The organism is Kitasatospora sp. NPDC050543 (genome assembly GCF_044457565.1).
Lineage (GTDB): Bacteria > Actinomycetota > Actinomycetes > Streptomycetales > Streptomycetaceae > Kitasatospora.
This window is the reverse complement of sequence record NZ_JBITGZ010000044.1, coordinates 1-17,979: the sequence shown is the minus strand read 5'-3', so window position 1 is coordinate 17,979 and position 17,979 is coordinate 1. Positions and strand designations below refer to the sequence as shown.

The following is a 17,979-nucleotide window of genomic DNA, read 5'->3' as shown; positions in this document are numbered from 1 at the left end:
CCCGGGCTTCGAGGGGAAGCCCGGGCACCGCCGTGTCCGCCGGCCCGGCCCGGAGGTCAGGCCTGCTCGTCCTCCGGCAGGGTGATCACCCAGCGGGTCTCCCGGCGGGGACGCAGGTAGAGGAACCAGTAGAGGGTGGCCACGGCGGTGATGCCGCCGGTCCACAGCAGCGGCTCGCTGCCGAGCTGGGTCATGATGTACGCCAGCACCAGGATCAGCACGCCGGGGACGGCCGGCCAGAGCGGCATCCGCCAGGCGGCGGCGTGCTTGCGGGCACCCTTGCGGGAGAACAGCGCGGCGATCGCGACCAGCAGGTACATCCCGGTCACGGCGACGCCGGTGATCTCGGTCAGCAGGTCGGCCTTGACGAAGCAGAGCGCGGCGCCCGGCAGGCCCACGGCGAGGGTGGCGACCCAGGGGGAGCCGAAGCGGCCGAGGGTGGAGAAGGCCTTGTTGACCGGCTCGGGCCAGGCCTTGTCGCGGGCCGAGGCGAACAGCACCCGGGAGTTCTGGATGACCATCACGATGCCGGCGTTGATGATGGCGAGCGCCACGCAGAGGCTGACGAAGGTGCCGACCGCGGAGTTGCTCCAGGCGGTGACCATGGCGGAGATGTCACCGCCGGTCAGGGTAGCCAGGTCGGGGGCGCCGACGGTGATCGCGGCGACCGGGACGAGGATGACGGCGGCCGAGATGGCGAGCGTCCACAGCACGGTGCGGGAGACGTTGCGGCGCGGGTTCTCCAGCTCCTCGGAGAGGTAGACGGCGGTGCTGAAGCCCTGGGTGATGAAGAGGGCGATGCTCAGCGCGCCGACGATGGCGCCGATGCCGACCGTGGTGGCGGCGCCGTTCTCACCGGCGACCACGCCGTGGATCAGGCTGGGCGCGTCGGCGTTGGCGTGGCTGAAGCCGAGCACCGAGACCACGCCCGCGGCGACGACCTCCAGGACCAGGAAGATGCCGGTGATCCAGGCGTTGGCGCGCAGGTCGAGCAGGCCGGCCAGGGTGGCCGCCAGCATCACCGCGGCGCCCGCGACGGGTGCGTCCACGTGCATGATCGGCGCCAGGTAGTCGGCGGTGCCCAGGGCGATGACCGAGGGGACGATCATCACCACGATCAGCGACAGGACGAAGACCAGCCAGCCCGCCAGCCGCCCGGCGAGGGTGCCGACCATGGCGTACTCGCCGCCCGCGCTGGGGACGAGGGTGCCCAGCTCCGAGTAGCAGAACGCCACGGCGATACAGAGGACCGCGCCGATGGCGATGGCCAGGGCGGTGGCGCTGCCGAGGCTGGCGAACAGGTCGGGCACGATCACGAAGAGCGTGGAGGCCGGGGTCACACAGGAGAGCGTGAGCAGGGTGCCGCCCACGACACCGATCGAGCGCTTGAGCTTCTGCGGGTGTCCGCCGGTGGTGTCGTACGCCGCGTCGGGGGCTGCGGCGAGTGGCGGGCTAAGCGTGTCGGTCATCTGGCTTCCGATCGGCTCTGTTCGGGTCCTGGGGGAGGGAGCGCTATCGCCTCCGCTGGCTGTCTGCTCGTGCTCTTTGGTCCTGTCGCTCCCGAGCCGCAATGGAACCTTGTGCGTATTGATTGCGTCAACGGCCGATCTGCTTCGGAATCCGTTGCATCAACGCGCATAGACATGCGATCTCATGACCCTCGGCGAGAATTGTCATGTATGTCCGGTTGTTGTGGCGAGCCAAATCGCGCTTGAATCCAAGGTGAACAACGTCTTTCTAGCGATGAATCCAAGGCTGTTTGCGGCTGTCATCAGGCTTCGCCCAGGGGCGCCAGCGGGCACGGCGGCCGGCCGGAGCGGCTGCGGGAACCGTTGCGTCGCCTCGGAAGAAACTCGGTAACGTTTCGGCCCGTGGACGGCGAGAGGGCCGGACCCCAGCGGAGTCCGGCCCTCTCTGTCACTGCGCGTCACATGGACGGCAGCCAGCCCGTCTGGACCATCTGCCCGCTCGCGATCCGGCGCGAGACGAACACACCGCGGCCCGGCGGCAGCGGCTGCGGCTTGACCGTGCCGAGCAGCGCACCCTCGTCCTTGTTGCCGGACAGGATGATGCCCTGGCCGCCCAGCTCGCGCATCCGCTGCATGACCGGCTCGAACAGCGAGCGGCCGGCGCCACCCGCGCTGCGCGCGATGATCACGCGCAGGCCGATGTCACGGGCGAACGGCAGGAACTCGGCCAGCGGCGCCAGCGGGTTGCCCGAGGGCGTCGCCACCAGCTCGTAGTCGTCGACGATGACGAACATGTCCTTGCCGCTGTACCAGCTGCGGTTGCGCAGCTGCTCGGCGGTGACGTCCGGCCCCGGCAGTCGGCGGGAGCAGGCACCGCGGAGCATCTCCACGATGCTCGTCATGGCGGGCGCCGCCGCCGCGTACTCGACCAGGTACTCCTGCGGCACCGTGCCCAGCAGGGCGCGGCGGAAGTCGCCGACCACGATGCCGGCCTGGTCCGGGGTGTACCGCTCGGTGATCTGCTTGATCAGCATCCGCAGCAGCGCCGACTTACCGGACTCGCTCTCACCGAAGACGATGAACAGCGGGTCCGTCTCGAAGTTGATGAAGGCCGGGGCCAGCTCCAGCTCGTCGACACCGAAGGCGACACCGCGCTCCGGCTGCTCGAAGCCCTTGGGCAGCGTGAAGCCGTCCAGGACGGTGGGCAGCATCCGGACCTGCGGGGCGCGCGGGCCCGTCCAGGCGGCGTTGACCGCCTCGACCAGCCCGGCCACGCCGTCCACCAGGTCGTGCGCGGTGGAGGCGCCGTCCAGCCGCGGCAGGCCGGACAGGAAGTGCAGCTTGCCCGCGGTCAGACCGCGGCCCGGCTGCCCGGCGGGGACGTTCTGGGCGACCTTGCGGTCGACCTCGGACTCCATCGCGTCACCGAGCCGCAGCTCGGTGCGGTTCTGCAGCAGGTCCTTCAGCGCCGGGCGGACCTCCGCGTAGCGGGACGCGCTGATCACCAGGTGGACGCCGTAGCCGAGGCCTCGCTGCGCGATGTCCCCGATGACGGGCTCCAGCAGCTCGAACTCCTGCTTGAAGGTGAGCCAGCCGTCGATGACCAGGAAGACGTCACCGAACAGCTCGTCCGGCAGCTGCCCGTTGGCCCGGCGGGTGCGGTAGGTGCCGATCGAGTCGATCCCGGTCGCCCGGAACAGCTCCTCCCGGCGGTTCAGGACGCCGTGCACCTCGCTGACCATGCGCCGGACCTTCTCGGCATCCAGGCGTCCGGCGACACCGCCGACGTGCGGCAGGTCCTGGATGCTCTGGAAGCCGCCGCCGCCGAAGTCGAGCAGGTAGAACTGCGTCTCGACGGGCGTGTGGGTGACGGCGAAGCCGGCGACCATGGTGCGGATCAGGGTGGACTTGCCGGACTGCGGGCCACCGACGATCAGACCGTGGCCGGAGGCGCCCGAGTAGTCCTGGTAGAGCACGTCACGGCGCTGGTCACGCGGCTTGTCGACGATGCCGACCGGCACCACCAGGCGGCCCAGCGCACCGAACTCGGGCGAGGTCAGACCACGCTCGGGGGTCGCCTGCAACGGCGGGACGAGCTGGTCGACGCTCGGCGATTCGTCCAGCGGCGGCAGCCACACCTGGTGGGCGGCCGGCCCCTGGCCCTGCATGCGCTGCACGAAGACGTCCAGCACGGTGTCGACCAGGGCGTCGTCCAGCTCCTCGACCTCCGGCTCGACCTCGACCGGTACGGCCTGCTCGACGATCGGCACCTCGGCGGCGGTGAACAGCACCGGCTGCGCGGTGACCACCCGCCCGCTGGAGCGCTGCTGCCCCGGCGCGCGGTAGGGGCCGGAGACGTACGCGGCCTTGAAGCGGTCCATCACGTCGGTACCGAACTTGAGGTAGCCGACACCCGGGACGGGCGGCAGGTGGTACGCGTCCGGTACGCCGATCGCGGCGCGCGACTCGGCGGCCGAGAAGGTCCGCAGACCGATGCGGTAGGAGAGATAGGTGTCCAGACCGCGGAGCTTGCCCTCCTCCAGTCGCTGCGAGGCGAGCAGCAGGTGCACACCCAGCGAACGGCCGATCCGGCCGATCTGGATGAACATCTCGATGAAGTCGGGCTTGGCCGTGAGCAGCTCGGAGAACTCGTCGATGATCAGGACGAGCGAGGGCAGCGGGTCCAGTGCGGCACCGGCGGCGCGGGCCCGCTCGTACTCATTGAGGTTCGCGTAGTTGCCCGCCGAGCGCAGCAGCTCCTGCCGGCGGTTCATCTCGCCCTCGATCGCGTCGCGCATGCGGTCGACGAGGGTGAGTTCGCCCTCCAGGTTGGTGATGACGGCGGAGGTGTGCGGCATGTCGGCCATGCCGGCGAAGGTCGCACCACCCTTGAAGTCGGCGAGGACGAAGTTGAGGATCTCCGAGGAGTGGGTCATCGCCAGCGCCAGCACCAGGGTGCGCAGCAGCTCGGACTTGCCGGAGCCGGTCGCGCCGACGCACAGGCCGTGCGGGCCCATGCCCTCCAGCGCGGCCTCCTTGATGTCCAGGTGGACGAGCTCGCCGTTGGCGCCGACACCGATCGGCACCCGCAGCTTCTCGTGGCTGGGGCGGGGGCGCCAGGTGCGCGAGACGTCGAAGACGCCCGGGTCGCCGGAGCCCATCAGGTCGGTGAAGTCCAGGTTGGACAGCAGCGGCTCGTCGTCGCCGCCGGCCGAGATCCGGTACGGCGCGAGCTGGCGGGCCAGCGCCTCGGACTGCCAGGAGGAGAGCACGTCCGGCTTGCCGGAGTAGGAGGCGCCCGAGGCGGACTCCAGCAGCAGCTCGTCCGGGGTCACCGTGACGACCAGGTGGCCGGTCTTCTCGTCGAGGTCGCCGGGGACGACCTCGATGACGGTCACGCCCTGTACGCCCTCGGCGGTCGCGATCAGCGAGTCCTGCGGGACGGCCGCGCCGTCCATGATGACGATGATGTGCGGCTGGTCGGGGGCCGGAGCGGCGTCCCGGGTGAAACGCTGGCGGCCGGCCAGTTCGTCCTCCAGCAGCAGCTCCAGGTCACCGAGGCCGTTGGCGATCAGGCGGCGCGAGCCGGCCCCGTCGTTGTCCTTGCGGTGCTGGGTGTGCGGCAGCCACTTCGTCCACTCCCACTCGTCGATCGCACCGGGTGCGGCCGCGACCGTCACCAGCAGGTCGTCCGGCGAGTGCAGGGTGGTCAGTTGGGCGATCATCGCGCGCACGTTGCCGTACACGGTGTCCGGGTCGCCGCAGACCGTGATGTGGTAGAAGGCCCGCAGCGAGACCGCCAGCGGCAGGTCCTGCAGGGTGCCGTGGGCCTTGAGGAAGGTGTGCATCGCGGCGGCCGCGAGCGGTTCCAGCTCGTCCATCGGCGCGGTCTGCGGCGCCACCAGCGGGGTCGCCAGCTGGACCGGACCACGGCCGAGCCGGATCTGGCCGAAGTCGGCGTCGCTGGGCCTGCGCTCCCACAGCCGCCTGCCCTCGGCCACGATCGACCAGAGCTGGTCGGGCTCGGGGTTGAGGAACAGCTGGGCGCCGCGCTGGCGCTCCGCGGTACGCCGGACCTGACGGCGCATCTGCTGGAGGTACTTCAGGTAGTCCCGCCGCTCGTCGGCGGTGCCCGCGCTGCCGCCCTTGCGGGCACGCACGATCTGCGCGAGCGCCATGCCGGCGGTCGAGGCGACCATCAGCACGCCCATGATCTTCATCGGACCCTGCGAGCCCGGCGCGAAGAAGAACGCCGCCGAACCGCCCATGCCGAGCAGCGGCAGCAGGTTCATCAGCATGTCCTCGCGGCCCAGCCTGGGCAGCTCGGGCGGTGGCACCAGCTCCACCGGCTGGTCCGGCACGGCGGGCGGATATGCCCGCGCCGGACGCTTGACCGTCACCACGCTCATGCTGCCCCCACCTCGCAGTGGTTGCCTGGTGCCTCGTGCAACGCGCACCTTCTCACTGCTGTCCCCCAGCTTTCGGCAGGGGATGCCCCCTTGCTCCGCCCGCTCACCACGGCATCAACCCTCACGCGAACTGGATACGTACGGGTGAGGGCGCCCCGTGTGATGACGCCGCCCCCGCTCCGCCGACCGCAGGCGTCACTCAGGGGCGCCTTGCTCCCCCCGTACGCCTTGCGCAGGGGCCGATCCTACTGGTCGCCCGCGCGGCCACCTGCGGGGGGAGGCGGCTGCCGCCCCCGGGCTCCAGCAGCGCGGCCGTGAACGGGGCCTGACGCCGGGGCGGATCACCGCCGCGCCCGCCGGGCCCGCCGCCCGCGCACCGGCCCCGGCCGCCGGGCGACCCGGTGGGGGAGGGGCCTGCCCGGACCTTGCCGGGGGCGGAGGGGTAGGGTAACGCCGCGCCAACTGTCGGCCGGATCGTGTCAGTTCCGCTCCGGACGGGACCGCGCGGCAGTACAGGCTGACCAGTACCGATACAGGCACAGTCAACAAGGCACAGTCACAACAAGGGGGAGCGCCGGGTGAGCGCCAACGCAACGACCGGATTCTGCCGGGTCACCGTCGTGGCACCGGACAGCCGGATCGACGTCGCACTGCCGGAGGACGTGCCGCTCGCGGACGTCTACCCCGAAGTGCTCAGGCTGTCCGGCCAGACCCAGCCCGACGGCGCCCCGACCGGCTTCCACCTGGTCCGGCGGGACGGCACCGTGCTGGACAGCGGGCTGCCGCTCGCCGCCCAGCAGGTACGCGACGGCGACCTGCTGAGCCTGCGTCCGTTCGCCGAGTCGCTGCCGCCGGCGGTGTACGACGACGTCGCCGACGCCATCGCCAGCGCGGTGGAGACCGACCGCCGCTTCTGGAGCCCCGAGCTGATGCGGGCCTTCGGCCTGATCGGGGCCGGCGTGCTGCTCACCCTGCTCGGCTTCGCGCTCTGGTTCTCCGACCTGCGCCACGACATGCACGGCCTGGCCGGCGTCATCTCCGGCGTCACCGCCGTCGTGCTGACCGCCTTCGCCGGCGTGCGCGCCCGGGTCTACCAGGACCACGACGCCGCGCTCGCGCTCGGCCTCGGCGCCCTGCCGCACGCGCTGATCGGCGGCAGCGGCGTCATCGCCGTCGCCCACAAGTGGGAGGGCCCGGGCCGGCTGCAGTTCCTGGTCGGCTGCGTGGCCGTACTGGTGATCTCGGTCCTGCTGGTCGGCCTGCTGCCGGAGAAGGACTCCGTCTTCGTCGCCGCCGCCTTCCTCGCCGCCGCCGGCACCCTGGCCACCTTCGCCGCCGTCCTGCTGCCCGAGACCCCGGCCAACCACATCGCGGCCGTCACCGGCGTCGCCGCCGTCGCCGCCGTCGGCTTCCTGCCCGCGCTCTCCGCCCGCTTCGCCCGGCTGCCCGTCGGCTTCAGCGCCCCCGGCCAGACCCGCACCCGCAGCCGCGACCACGACGAGGAGACCCACCGCGCCGAGGCCGTCCAGTACGAGCGGATCGCCCAGCAGGCCCGTCGCGGCCACGAGGTGCTGGTCGGCCTCGTCGGCGGCTGCGCCGCGGTGATCATCGGCGCCTGCGCCGTCCTGGGCTTCACCGACGAGGTGTTCCCCGAGCTGCTGGCGCTGACCATCGGCGTCTCGACCATGCTGCGCGCCCGGCTGTTCCGCTACACCGCGCAGGTCTTCAGCCTCACCATCGCCGGGCTGATCGGCCTGTCGCTGCTGATCCTGGGCCTGTCGCTGCACACCCCGCTGTTCATCATCAAGGCGGCCGGCAGCACCACCGACGTCGACCTGCGCACCATCTGGCTCTCCGCCTCGATCGCGGCCGGCGCGGCCGTGCTCACCGCCATCGCGCTGGTCGTCCCCAAGCTCGGGGTCTCCCCGTTCTGGGGTCGTATCCTCGACCTGGTCGACAGCTTGACCCTGATGGCGCTGGTGCCCCTGACGCTGGCCGTGCTGAACGTCTACAACCTGGTCCGCGGCTCCACCGGCGTCTGACCGGACCACCGGCACAAGGCCGGAACACCGCGCGCGAACGTGCCCGCCGCCAGGCCCCTCGGGAGGCCCGGCGGCGGGCACTGGTACGCTTGGCCCTTGAGTGCGGAGTCTGCGCAGGCCCGAGGCCGGGCGCACAGCGGCCGCGCTCGACGTACGACACCGAGTTCTCACAGAGTCCTGTGCCGTAGACCAGGCTCACTCGGACACCTTGAAGGAGTTGCAGTGGCTCTCGACGCCGCCGTCAAGAAGCAGATCTTCGCCGAGTTCGGCCAGAAGGAGGGCGACACCGGCTCCCCCGAGGTCCAGGTCGCCATGCTCTCGCGCCGCATCTCGGACCTGACCGAGCACCTCAAGATGCACAAGCACGACCACCACTCCCGTCGTGGCCTGCTGATCCTCGTCGGTCAGCGTCGTCGCCTGCTGCAGTACCTGGCCAAGAAGGACATCGAGCGCTTCCGTACGCTCGTCGACCGCCTGGGCATCCGTCGCGGTGCCGCCGGCGGCGCCCGCTAAGACCGCCGCTCGGGGCGGCTCCCCACACCGGGGAGCCGCCCCTCGCGCGTATGCCGCCCGCCGTGGGCGGCACATAACAACTCGCGTTCACCTCCCGGGGTGGCCGAGGATTGCACCGTAGGGTTATGGGCATGCCGGGTGATGGCGCAAACGGAGCGCCGCCCGGGCACTCGCCCGAACCCCTCGCGGGACGAAGGCTTCAAACGGAAGCCGCCCGCATCCAGGAGAGCGTCCAGCCGCGGACCGCCGACCAGGCCTGGCAGCCGAGAGGCGCCGGTCCTCGGTAGTGGCCGCCGGAAGCCCCGCAGACGAGCGGGGTGCCCCGGAGGCTTCGATCGAAGACCGGCCCGGACTGTTCCAGGGCCACTGGCAGGCAAGCGCAGGGACGCTCTCCCGGAGACGTACGAAAGAGGAGATCTTCCAGGTGGAAGAGAACGTGTTCTACGCCGAGGCCGTTATCGACAACGGTTCCTTCGGCACCCGTACCATCCGCTTCGAGACCGGCCGTCTGGCCCGTCAGGCCGCCGGCTCCGCCGTGGCCTACCTCGACGACGACACCATGGTGCTGTCGGCCACCAGCGCGTCCAAGCAGCCGAAGGAGCACTTCGACTTCTTCCCGCTGACCGTGGACGTCGAGGAGCGGATGTACGCCGCCGGCCGCATCCCCGGTTCGTTCTTCCGTCGCGAGGGCCGGCCCTCCGAGGACGCGATCCTCACCTGCCGCCTGATCGACCGCCCGCTGCGCCCGTCCTTCGTCAAGGGCCTGCGCAACGAGATCCAGGTCGTCTGCACGATCATGGCGCTCAACCCCGACCACCTGTACGACGTGGTGGCCATCAACGCCGCCTCCGCGTCCACCCAGCTGGCCGGCCTGCCGTTCTCCGGCCCGATCGGCGGCGTCCGCGTCGCGCTGATCAAGGGCCAGTGGGTCGCGTTCCCGACCCACAGCGAGCTGGAGGACGCCGTCTTCGACATGGTCGTCGCCGGCCGCACGCTGCCCGACGGTGACGTCGCGATCATGATGGTCGAGGCCGAGGCCACCGACAAGACCATCAAGCTGGTCGAGGGCGGCGCCGAGGCGCCGACCGAGGACGTCGTCGCCGCCGGTCTCGAGGCCGCGAAGCCGTTCATCAAGGTGCTCTGCGCCGCGCAGTCCAAGCTGGCCGCCCAGGCCGCCAAGCCCACCGGCGAGTTCCCGGTCTTCCTGGACTACCAGGACGACGTGCTCGCGGCCCTGACCAACGCGGTCAAGGACGAGCTGGCCCAGGCGCTGACCATCGCGGGCAAGCAGGAGCGCAACAACGAGCTGGACCGCGTCAAGGCCATCGCCGCCGAGAAGCTCCTGCCGGAGTTCGAGGGCCGCGAGAAGGAGATCAGCGCCGCCTACAACGCGCTGACCAAGAAGATCGTGCGCGAGCGCGTCATCAAGGACAAGGTCCGCATCGACGGCCGTGGCGTGACGGACATCCGTACGCTGGCCGCCGAGGTCGAGGCCATCCCGCGCGTGCACGGCTCGGCCCTGTTCGAGCGTGGCGAGACCCAGATCCTGGGCGTCACCACCCTCAACATGCTCCGCATGGAGCAGCAGCTCGACACGCTCTCCCCGGAGACGCGTCGCCGCTACATGCACAACTACAACTTCCCGCCGTACTCGGTCGGCGAGACCGGCCGGGTGGGCTCGCCCAAGCGCCGCGAGATCGGCCACGGCGCGCTGGCGGAGCGGGCGATCATCCCCGTGCTGCCGACCCGCGAGGAGTTCCCCTACGCGATCCGCCAGGTCTCCGAGGCGCTGAGCTCCAACGGCTCCACCTCGATGGGCTCGGTCTGCGCCTCGACCATGTCGCTGCTGAACGCCGGTGTGCCGCTCAAGGCCGCCGTCGCCGGTATCGCCATGGGCCTGATCTCGCAGGAGATCGACGGTGAGACCCACTACGTCGCGCTGACCGACATCCTGGGTGCCGAGGACGCGTACGGCGACATGGACTTCAAGGTCGCCGGTACCCGCAACTTCATCACCGCCCTCCAGCTGGACACCAAGCTGAACGGCATCCCGGCCTCCGTCCTGGCCGCCGCGCTCAAGCAGGCCAAGGACGCCCGTCTGCACATCCTCGATGTGATGAACGAGGCCATCGACGCGCCCGACGAGATGTCGCCGAACGCGCCGCGCATCATCACCATCAAGATCCCGGTGGACAAGATCGGTGAGGTCATCGGCCCCAAGGGCAAGATGATCAACCAGATCCAGGAGGACACCGGCGCGGACATCACCATCGAGGACGACGGCACCATCTACATCGGTGCGGTCGACGGCCCCTCGGCGGAGGCTGCCCGTACGACGATCAACCAGATCGCCAACCCGACCATGCCGGAGGTCGGCGAGCGCTACCTGGGCACCGTGGTGAAGACCACGACGTTCGGCGCGTTCGTTTCGCTCATGCCGGGCAAGGACGGCCTGCTCCACATCTCGCAGATCCGCAAGCTCGCCGGTGGCAAGCGCGTGGAGAACGTCGAGGACGTGGTGGCCGTCGGCGCCAAGGTCCAGGTCGAGATCGCCGAGATCGACCCGCGTGGCAAGCTCTCGCTGATCCCGGTCATCGAGGGCGAAGAGGGCGGCGAGGCCGCGTCCGAGTGACGCGCAGCTAGCTACTCCTGCGGCCCGCACGCCCCTCGGAGCGTGCGGGCCGCACCCTGTTGTTTCCGTGCTTTCTTGGAGGACTGCAATGGCTTCGGCCAAGGCGGAGGTTCAGGCCCCCGCGGCGAAGCAGCGCCCCGGCTCCACCCGGACTCTGCTCAAGGGCGTCGACGGCGCCGGAACGGTGCGCCGCACCGTCCTCCCCGGCGGCCTGCGGGTCGTCACCGAGACCCTGCCCACGGTCCGCTCCGCGACCTTCGGCATCTGGGTCGGCGTCGGCTCCCGTGACGAGACCCCGGTCCTCAACGGCGCCACGCACTACCTGGAGCACCTGCTCTTCAAGGGCACCGAGCGGCGCAGCGCGCTGGAGATCTCCTCCGCCCTGGACGCGGTCGGCGGCGAGATGAACGCCTTCACCGCCAAGGAGAACACCTGCTACTACGCGCGGGTGCTCGACACCGACCTGCCGCTGGCCATCGACGTGGTCTGTGACATGCTCACCGGCTCGCTGATCCGCCCCGAGGACGTGGAGGCCGAGCGCGGCGTCATCCTCGAGGAGATGGCGATGGCCGAGGACGACCCGGGCGACGTGGTGCACGACCTCTTCGCCAAGGTGATCTTCGGCAGCGGGCCGCTCGGCCGGCCGATCCTGGGCACCCAGGAGACCGTGCGCGGCCTGACCCGGGACCAGATCGCCGGGTTCTTCCAGCGCCGCTACAAGCCCGAGCACCTGGTGGTCGCGGCCGCCGGCAACCTGGACCACCGCAAGGTCGTCAAGCAGGTCGAGCGCGCCTTCGCCGGGCTCCTCGCCAAGTCGGACGCGGCCCCCGCCGAGGCCCGCCGCGGCGTCAAGGCGCTGCGCACCGCCGGCAAGGTCGAGGTGCTCAACCGCTCCACCGAGCAGGCCCACCTGGTGCTCGGCGTCCCCGGCGTGCCCCGGCACGACGAGCGCCGCTGGGCGCTGGGCGTCCTCAACGCGGCCCTGGGCGGCGGTATGAGCTCGCGGCTGTTCCAGGAGGTACGGGAGAAGCGCGGCCTGGCCTACTCGGTGTACTCCTACTCCTCCTCCTACGCCGACACCGGCCTGTTCGGCATCTACGCCGGCTGCCAGCCCAAGCGGGTCGAGGAGGTGCTGAAGATCTGCCGTGAGGAACTCGCCAAGGTCGTCGCCGAGGGCATCACCGAGGAGGAGCTGCGCCGCGCGATCGGGCAGATCTCCGGTTCGACCGTGCTCGGCATGGAGGACACCGGCTCGCTGATGAACCGCATCGGCAAGGCGGAACTCAGCTACGGCCACCACCTGTCGGTGGATGACATGCTGGCCAGGATCGCCGCCGTGACCCTGGACGACGTCCACGAGGTGGCGCGTGATGTGCTGGGTGCGTACCGGCCCTCGCTCGCACTGATCGGCCCGATCACCGAGAAGCGGGCCGGCAAGCTGGCGGACCTGCTCGCCTGACCGGCCCCACCGACCCGCCGGCCCCGCCCGCCCGCCCGCCCCCGCCCGTTCGTTCGACCCGCCCGTGTTGAGAGGACTCCAGAGATGACGCTGCGCGTTGCCGTGATCGGTGCCACCGGCCGGATCGGCTCCGAGGCCGTGAAGGCCGTGGAGGCGGCCCCGGACCTGGAGCTGGTCGCCACGCTGAACAGCAAGTCCGCGCTGGAGGAGCTCACGGAGTCCGGCGCCCAGGTCGCGGTCGAGTTGACCCACCCGGACGCGGTGATGGGCAACCTCGACCACTGCCTGCACCACGGCATCCACGTGGTCACGGGCACGACCGGCTGGACGGACGAGCGGCTGGCCACGCTGCGGGGCTGGCTCGCCGAGGCGCCGTCCGTCGGGGTCCTGATCGCGCCGAACTTCTCGATCGGCGCGGTGCTGTCGATGCGGTTCGCCCAGCAGGCGGCGAAGTACTTCGAGACCGTCGAGGTCGTCGAGCTGCACCACGACCGGAAGGCGGACGCCCCCAGCGGCACCGCCACCCGCACCGCGCAGCTGATCGCCGCCGCCCGGGACGCCGCCGGTCTGCCCCGGCAGTCCGACCCGACCACGCACGGCCTCGCCGGCGCCCGCGGCGCGGACGTGGACGGCGTGCCGGTGCACTCGGTGCGCCTGCGCGGCCTGCTGGCGCACCAGGAGGTGCTGCTCGGCGACGCCGGGGAGACGCTGACCATCCGGCACGACTCGCTGCACCACAGCTCCTTCATGCCCGGCATCCTGCTGGGCGTGCGCAAGGTCGTCGACACCCCCGGCCTGACCCTCGGCCTCGAACACTTCCTGGACCTGTGAGCACCGTATGACCTCCCGTACCGGCTTCTTCGTTCTCTCCGCCGTCCTGCTGCTGGTGGCGGTGGTCTGCGTGGGGGAGGGCGTCCAGCTGATCGCCACCGGCAAGCCCCTCGGCATCGGCCTGGGGGCCTGCGCGTTCGTCATCCCGGCGATCGGCGTCTGGTTCCTGCGGCAGACCGTCCGCTTCGGGCACGCCAGCGAGCGGCTCGCCCGCGAGCTGGAGGCCGAGGGCGGCCTGCCGGTGGACGAGCTCAGGCGCACCGCCGGCGGCCGGATCGACCGTGCCTCGGCGGACGAGGTCTTCACCCGGCGCCAGGCCGAGGCACAGGCGGCTCCCGAGGACTGGCGGGTCTGGTTCCGGCTCGCCGTGGCGTACGCGGACGCCGGCGACACCCCGCGGGCCCGCAAGACCATGCAGCACGCGATCAGGCTGCACCCCGTGGCGGGCTAGCAGGCCGCACCTCGCGGCGGGCTAGGCTGTCCGCCGTCACAAATGCCGTCATTCCGTACCTCTGGAGGATCCTCGCGTGAGCGACGAAGTGGGCAGCGCCCCGCAGTTCCGCAGTGACGTCTCGGTGGAGCTGGTCCGCAGCGCCGCCGCCGACTCGGACGTCATCTGGGCGGCCCGCGTCTCGACGGCGGGCGAGCAGTCCCTCGAGGCGCTCCAGCAGGACCCGGAGAAGTCCAAGGGCCTGATCAACTTCCTGATGCGGGACCGGCACGGCACGCCGTTCGAGCACAACTCGATGACCTTCTTCATCAGTGCGCCGATCTTCGTCTTCCGGGAGTTCCACCGCCACCGCAGCGGCTGGTCCTACAACGAGGAGTCGGGCCGCTACCGCGAGCTGGCGCCGGTCTTCTACGTCCCGGGCGCGGAGCGCAAGCTGGTCCAGCAGGGCCGGCCGGGGCGCTACGAGTTCGTCGAGGGCACGCCCGAGCAGCACAAGGTCGTCAGTGCGGCGATGGAGTCCTCCTACCGGGCGTCCTACCAGGCGTACCTGGAGATGCTGGAGGCCGGTGTCGCCCGCGAGGTGGCCCGCGCCGTCCTCCCGGTGGGCCTCTTCTCGTCGATGTACGCGACCTGCAACGCCCGCTCGCTGATGCACTTCCTGTCCCTGCGTACCAAGGACGAGCGGGCGAGCGTCCCGTCGTTCCCGCAGCGCGAGATCGAGATGGTCGCCGAGCAGATGGAGGCGAAGTGGGCCGAGCTCATGCCGCTCACCCATGCGGCCTTCAACGCCCATGGCCGAGTCGCCCCCTGACCTGGGCCGATAGGCATATGGACGGTTTTGCCGAGCATGTCTGGATTGCGGCTCATCTAGCCGCTACCTAGGCTCATGCCACGGATTCCGGTGCTGCTTGAACCCCCGAGCATGCAGCACCGGAATCCCATGCTTTACCCCCGTTCGCACACCACCCGACTGTCACACGGGTGTCACACCTGTCCGAACCCTGGACCGGCATGGGTACCCCTCAGCCGCCTACGAGTAGTTTTGGACGCATGGCTCCGACCTCCACCCCTCAGACGCCCTTCGGCCGGGTCCTGACCGCGATGGTGACCCCGTTCACCGCTGACGGCGGGCTCGACCTCGACGGCGCCCAGCGCCTGGCCGCCCACCTCGTCGACGCCGGCAACGACGGCCTCGTCGTCAACGGCACCACCGGCGAGTCGCCGACCACCAGCGACGCCGAGAAGGCCCAGCTGGTCCGCGCCGTGGTCGAGGCGGTGGGGGACAGGGCACACGTGGTGGCCGGTGTCGGCACCAACGACACCCACCACAGCGTCGAGCTCGCCCGCCAGGCGGAGGCCGCCGGAGCGCACGGCCTGCTGGTCGTCACCCCGTACTACAGCAAGCCCCCGCAGGAGGGCCTGTACCGCCACAATGTGCGGATCGCGGACTCCACCGCGCTGCCCGTGATGCTGTACGACATCCCAGGCCGCAGCGGTGTCGCCCTGAGCACCGAGACCCTGGTCCGGCTCGGCGAGCACCCCAGGATCGTCGCCAACAAGGACGCCAAGGGCGACGTGGGGGCCGCCTCCTGGGCCATCGCACGCTCGGGTCTCGCCTGGTACTCCGGTGACGACATCCTGAACCTGCCGCTGCTCTCGGTCGGCGCGGTCGGCATCGTCAGCGTGGTCGCGCACGTGGTCGCGCCCGAGCTGCGCAGCATGGTCGACGCCTTCGTGTCGGGCGACGTGGCGAAGGCCACTGCCATCCACCAGAGCCTGCTCCCGGTGTTCAGCGGTATGTTCCGCACGCAGGGTGTCATTCTGAGCAAGGCCGCACTCGATCTCAAGGGCCTGCCCGCCGGGCCGCTGCGCCTGCCGCTGGTCTCGGCCACCCCCGACGAGATCGCGCAACTGAAGGAAGATCTCGCCGCCGGCGGGGTACACCTGTAAACAGACGAAGACGTGCGCGCCCCGGCTCGCCGAGGCTCCTCCACACCGGAGTCCTTGCCGCTGAACCGGACGAAGGCGCGAAAGCACCACTACCTAGTAGGAAAACGACACTGAGTACGCACGCCATATGTCTCCAGGGGGAGGACCCCGGGCATATGGCGTGCGCCGTAAGGAGAGTCTTTTGAGCCACCCGCATCCCGAACTCGGAGCGCCGCCGGCCCTGAAGGAGGGCGCCCTCCGTATCACTCCGCTCGGCGGCCTCGGCGAGATCGGCCGCAACATGACGGTCTTCGAGTACGGCGACCGCCTGCTCATCGTCGACTGCGGCGTCCTCTTCCCCGAGGCCGAGCAGCCCGGCGTGGACCTGATCCTGCCGGACTTCAGCTACATCCGGGACCGCCTCGACAAGATCGACGGCATCATCCTGACCCACGGGCACGAGGACCACATCGGCGCCGTACCGTTCCTCCTTCGGGAGAATCCGGACATCCCGCTGATCGGCTCGAAGCTCACCCTCGCCCTCATCGAGGCCAAGCTCGCCGAGCACCGCATCCGGCCGTACGTGCTGGAGGTGAAGGAGGGCCAGCGCGAGCGGATCGGCCCCTTCGACTGCGAGTTCATCGCCGTCAACCACTCCATCCCGGACGCGCTGGCCGTCGCCGTCCGGACACCGGCCGGCATGGTCGTCGCCACCGGTGACTTCAAGATGGACCAGCTGCCGCTGGACGGCCGCCTGACCGACCTGCCGGCCTTCGCCAAGCTGGCGGAGGAGGGCATGGACCTGCTGCTGGTGGACTCCACCAACGCCGAGGTCCCCGGCTTCATCCCGCACGAGCGGGACATCTCGGCCGCGCTGCGCAACGTCTTCGCGAACGCGGACCGCCGGATCATCGTGGCCTCCTTCGCGAGCCACGTGCACCGCATCCAGCAGGTGCTGGACGCCGCGCACGAGTACAAGCGCAAGGTCGCGTTCGTCGGCCGCTCGATGGTCCGCAACATGGGCATCGCCCGCGACCTGGGTTACCTCAAGGTGCCCGGCAACCTGATCGTCGACGTGAAGACGCTGGACGACCTCCCGGACAAGGAGGTCGTCCTGGTCTGCACCGGCTCGCAGGGCGAGCCGATGGCGGCGCTGTCCCGGATGGCCAACCGCGACCACCAGATCCGGATCGTCCAGGGCGACACCGTGATCATGGCCTCGTCGCTCATCCCGGGCAACGAGACCGCGATCTACCGCGTCATCAACGGCCTGACCCGCTGGGGTGCCAACGTCGTCCACAAGGGCAACGCCAAGGTGCACGTCTCCGGCCACGCCTCGGCCGGCGAGCTCCTTTACTTCTTCAACATCTGCAAGCCGCGCAACCTGATGCCGGTCCACGGCGAGTGGCGCCACCTGCGCGCCTGTGCCGACCTGGGCATCAAGACCGGCGTCCCGAAGGAGCGCACGGTCATCGCCGAGGACGGCGTGGTCGTCGACCTGGAGAACGGCGTGGCGAAGATCGTCGGCAAGGTGCAGGCCGGCTACGTGTACGTCGACGGCTCCTCGGTCGGCGACATCACCGAGGCCTCGCTGAAGGACCGCCGGATCCTCGGCGAGGAGGGCTTCATCTCCGTCTTCGTCGTGGTGGACTCCAGCAGCGGCAAGATGGTCAGCGGCCCCACCATCCAGGCCCGCGGCTCGGGCATCGATGACACGGCGTTCGCGCCGGTCGTCGCCAAGCTCCAGGAGGCGCTGTCGCGCTCGGCCGGTGACGGCGTCCTGGAGGTCCGCCAGGTGCAGCAGCTCGTGCGCCGGGTCATCGGCAAGTGGGTGGCGGACAACTACCGCCGCCGGCCGATGATCATCCCGGTCGTCGTCGAGGTCTGACCCGTCGAGGTTCGACCCGTCGAGGTTCGAGCCACCGCGGCCCCGGTTTGACCTGGGGCAGCCCGGAGCGTAACGTTCTCCGGGTTGCCCCAGTGCCTGGCAGCTTCTCCTGGTGAAGAATTCGATTGCGGATTCGAGGGAAAAGCAGCCCGAAGAACTCTGATAGAGTTCGGGAGTGCCGAAAGGCCCGAGCAAAACAGAGAATCGAAACTCCGGGAAATCGGAGCGGAAAACATCTGGTAAGCTTGAAACACGAAAGAACGAAGCGCCCGGAGAGTTCACGAGAGTGGCTCGAAGGAAGTGTCCGTTCCTTGAGAACTCAACAGCGTGCCAAAAGTCAACGCCAGATATGTTGA

General features: G+C 70.2%; 11 protein-coding genes. 9 read left to right on the top strand and 2 right to left on the bottom strand.

Annotated features, from left to right (window positions below; translation table 11 throughout):
• Window positions 1-56: 56 nt before the first annotated feature.
• Together ACIBH3_RS32370 and eccCa are read right to left on the bottom strand one after the other, a co-directional pair.
• Window positions 57-1,469: an APC family permease gene (locus tag ACIBH3_RS32370; protein WP_396315679.1), complete on the bottom strand. Its 1,413-nt coding sequence runs from the start codon at window positions 1,467-1,469 to the stop codon at window positions 57-59.
• A 458-nt stretch (window positions 1,470-1,927) separates the two neighbouring features.
• A complete protein-coding gene (gene eccCa, locus ACIBH3_RS32365; protein ID WP_396315678.1) occupies window positions 1,928-5,878 on the bottom strand; it encodes a type VII secretion protein EccCa in 3,951 nt (1,316 codons plus the stop codon).
• Window positions 5,879-6,456: 578 nt separating this feature from the next.
• On the opposite strand from eccCa, the gene eccD reads away from it, so the two are divergent.
• From eccD to ACIBH3_RS32320, 9 genes are all read left to right on the top strand, one after another.
• On the top strand, window positions 6,457-7,920 hold the full coding sequence (eccD, locus tag ACIBH3_RS32360; protein WP_396315677.1) for a type VII secretion integral membrane protein EccD: 1,464 nt from the start codon (window positions 6,457-6,459) through the stop codon (window positions 7,918-7,920).
• A 222-nt stretch (window positions 7,921-8,142) separates the two neighbouring features.
• On the top strand, window positions 8,143-8,433 hold the full coding sequence (rpsO, locus tag ACIBH3_RS32355) for a 30S ribosomal protein S15 (protein ID WP_396315676.1): 291 nt from the start codon (window positions 8,143-8,145) through the stop codon (window positions 8,431-8,433).
• Between the two features lie 424 nt (window positions 8,434-8,857).
• On the top strand, window positions 8,858-11,065 hold the full coding sequence (locus ACIBH3_RS32350; RefSeq protein WP_396315675.1) for a polyribonucleotide nucleotidyltransferase: 2,208 nt from the start codon (window positions 8,858-8,860) through the stop codon (window positions 11,063-11,065).
• A gap of 88 nt (window positions 11,066-11,153) precedes the next feature.
• Window positions 11,154-12,524, top strand: a complete 1,371-nt coding sequence (locus ACIBH3_RS32345) for a M16 family metallopeptidase (RefSeq protein WP_396315674.1) — start codon at window positions 11,154-11,156, stop codon at window positions 12,522-12,524.
• Window positions 12,525-12,608: 84 nt separating this feature from the next.
• Complete coding sequence (gene dapB, locus ACIBH3_RS32340; RefSeq protein WP_396315673.1) at window positions 12,609-13,355, top strand: 4-hydroxy-tetrahydrodipicolinate reductase; 747 nt, start codon at window positions 12,609-12,611, stop codon at window positions 13,353-13,355.
• A gap of 7 nt (window positions 13,356-13,362) precedes the next feature.
• Entirely contained in the window at window positions 13,363-13,806 is a 444-nt protein-coding gene (locus ACIBH3_RS32335) for a hypothetical protein (RefSeq protein WP_396315672.1), read from the top strand.
• 76 nt (window positions 13,807-13,882) lie between these two features.
• Window positions 13,883-14,617, top strand: coding sequence for an FAD-dependent thymidylate synthase (gene thyX / locus ACIBH3_RS32330; RefSeq protein WP_396315671.1), 735 nt, complete (start codon window positions 13,883-13,885; stop codon window positions 14,615-14,617).
• Between the two features lie 239 nt (window positions 14,618-14,856).
• Window positions 14,857-15,756 carry a 4-hydroxy-tetrahydrodipicolinate synthase gene (dapA, locus tag ACIBH3_RS32325; protein ID WP_396315670.1) on the top strand — a complete coding sequence of 300 codons (900 nt, stop codon included), beginning with the start codon at window positions 14,857-14,859 and terminating at the stop codon, window positions 15,754-15,756.
• 181 nt (window positions 15,757-15,937) lie between these two features.
• The gene (locus tag ACIBH3_RS32320) at window positions 15,938-17,623 is read left to right on the top strand and encodes a ribonuclease J (protein ID WP_396315669.1); all 1,686 of its coding nucleotides are present in this window, start codon (window positions 15,938-15,940) and stop codon (window positions 17,621-17,623) included.
• Window positions 17,624-17,979 lie beyond the last annotated feature (356 nt).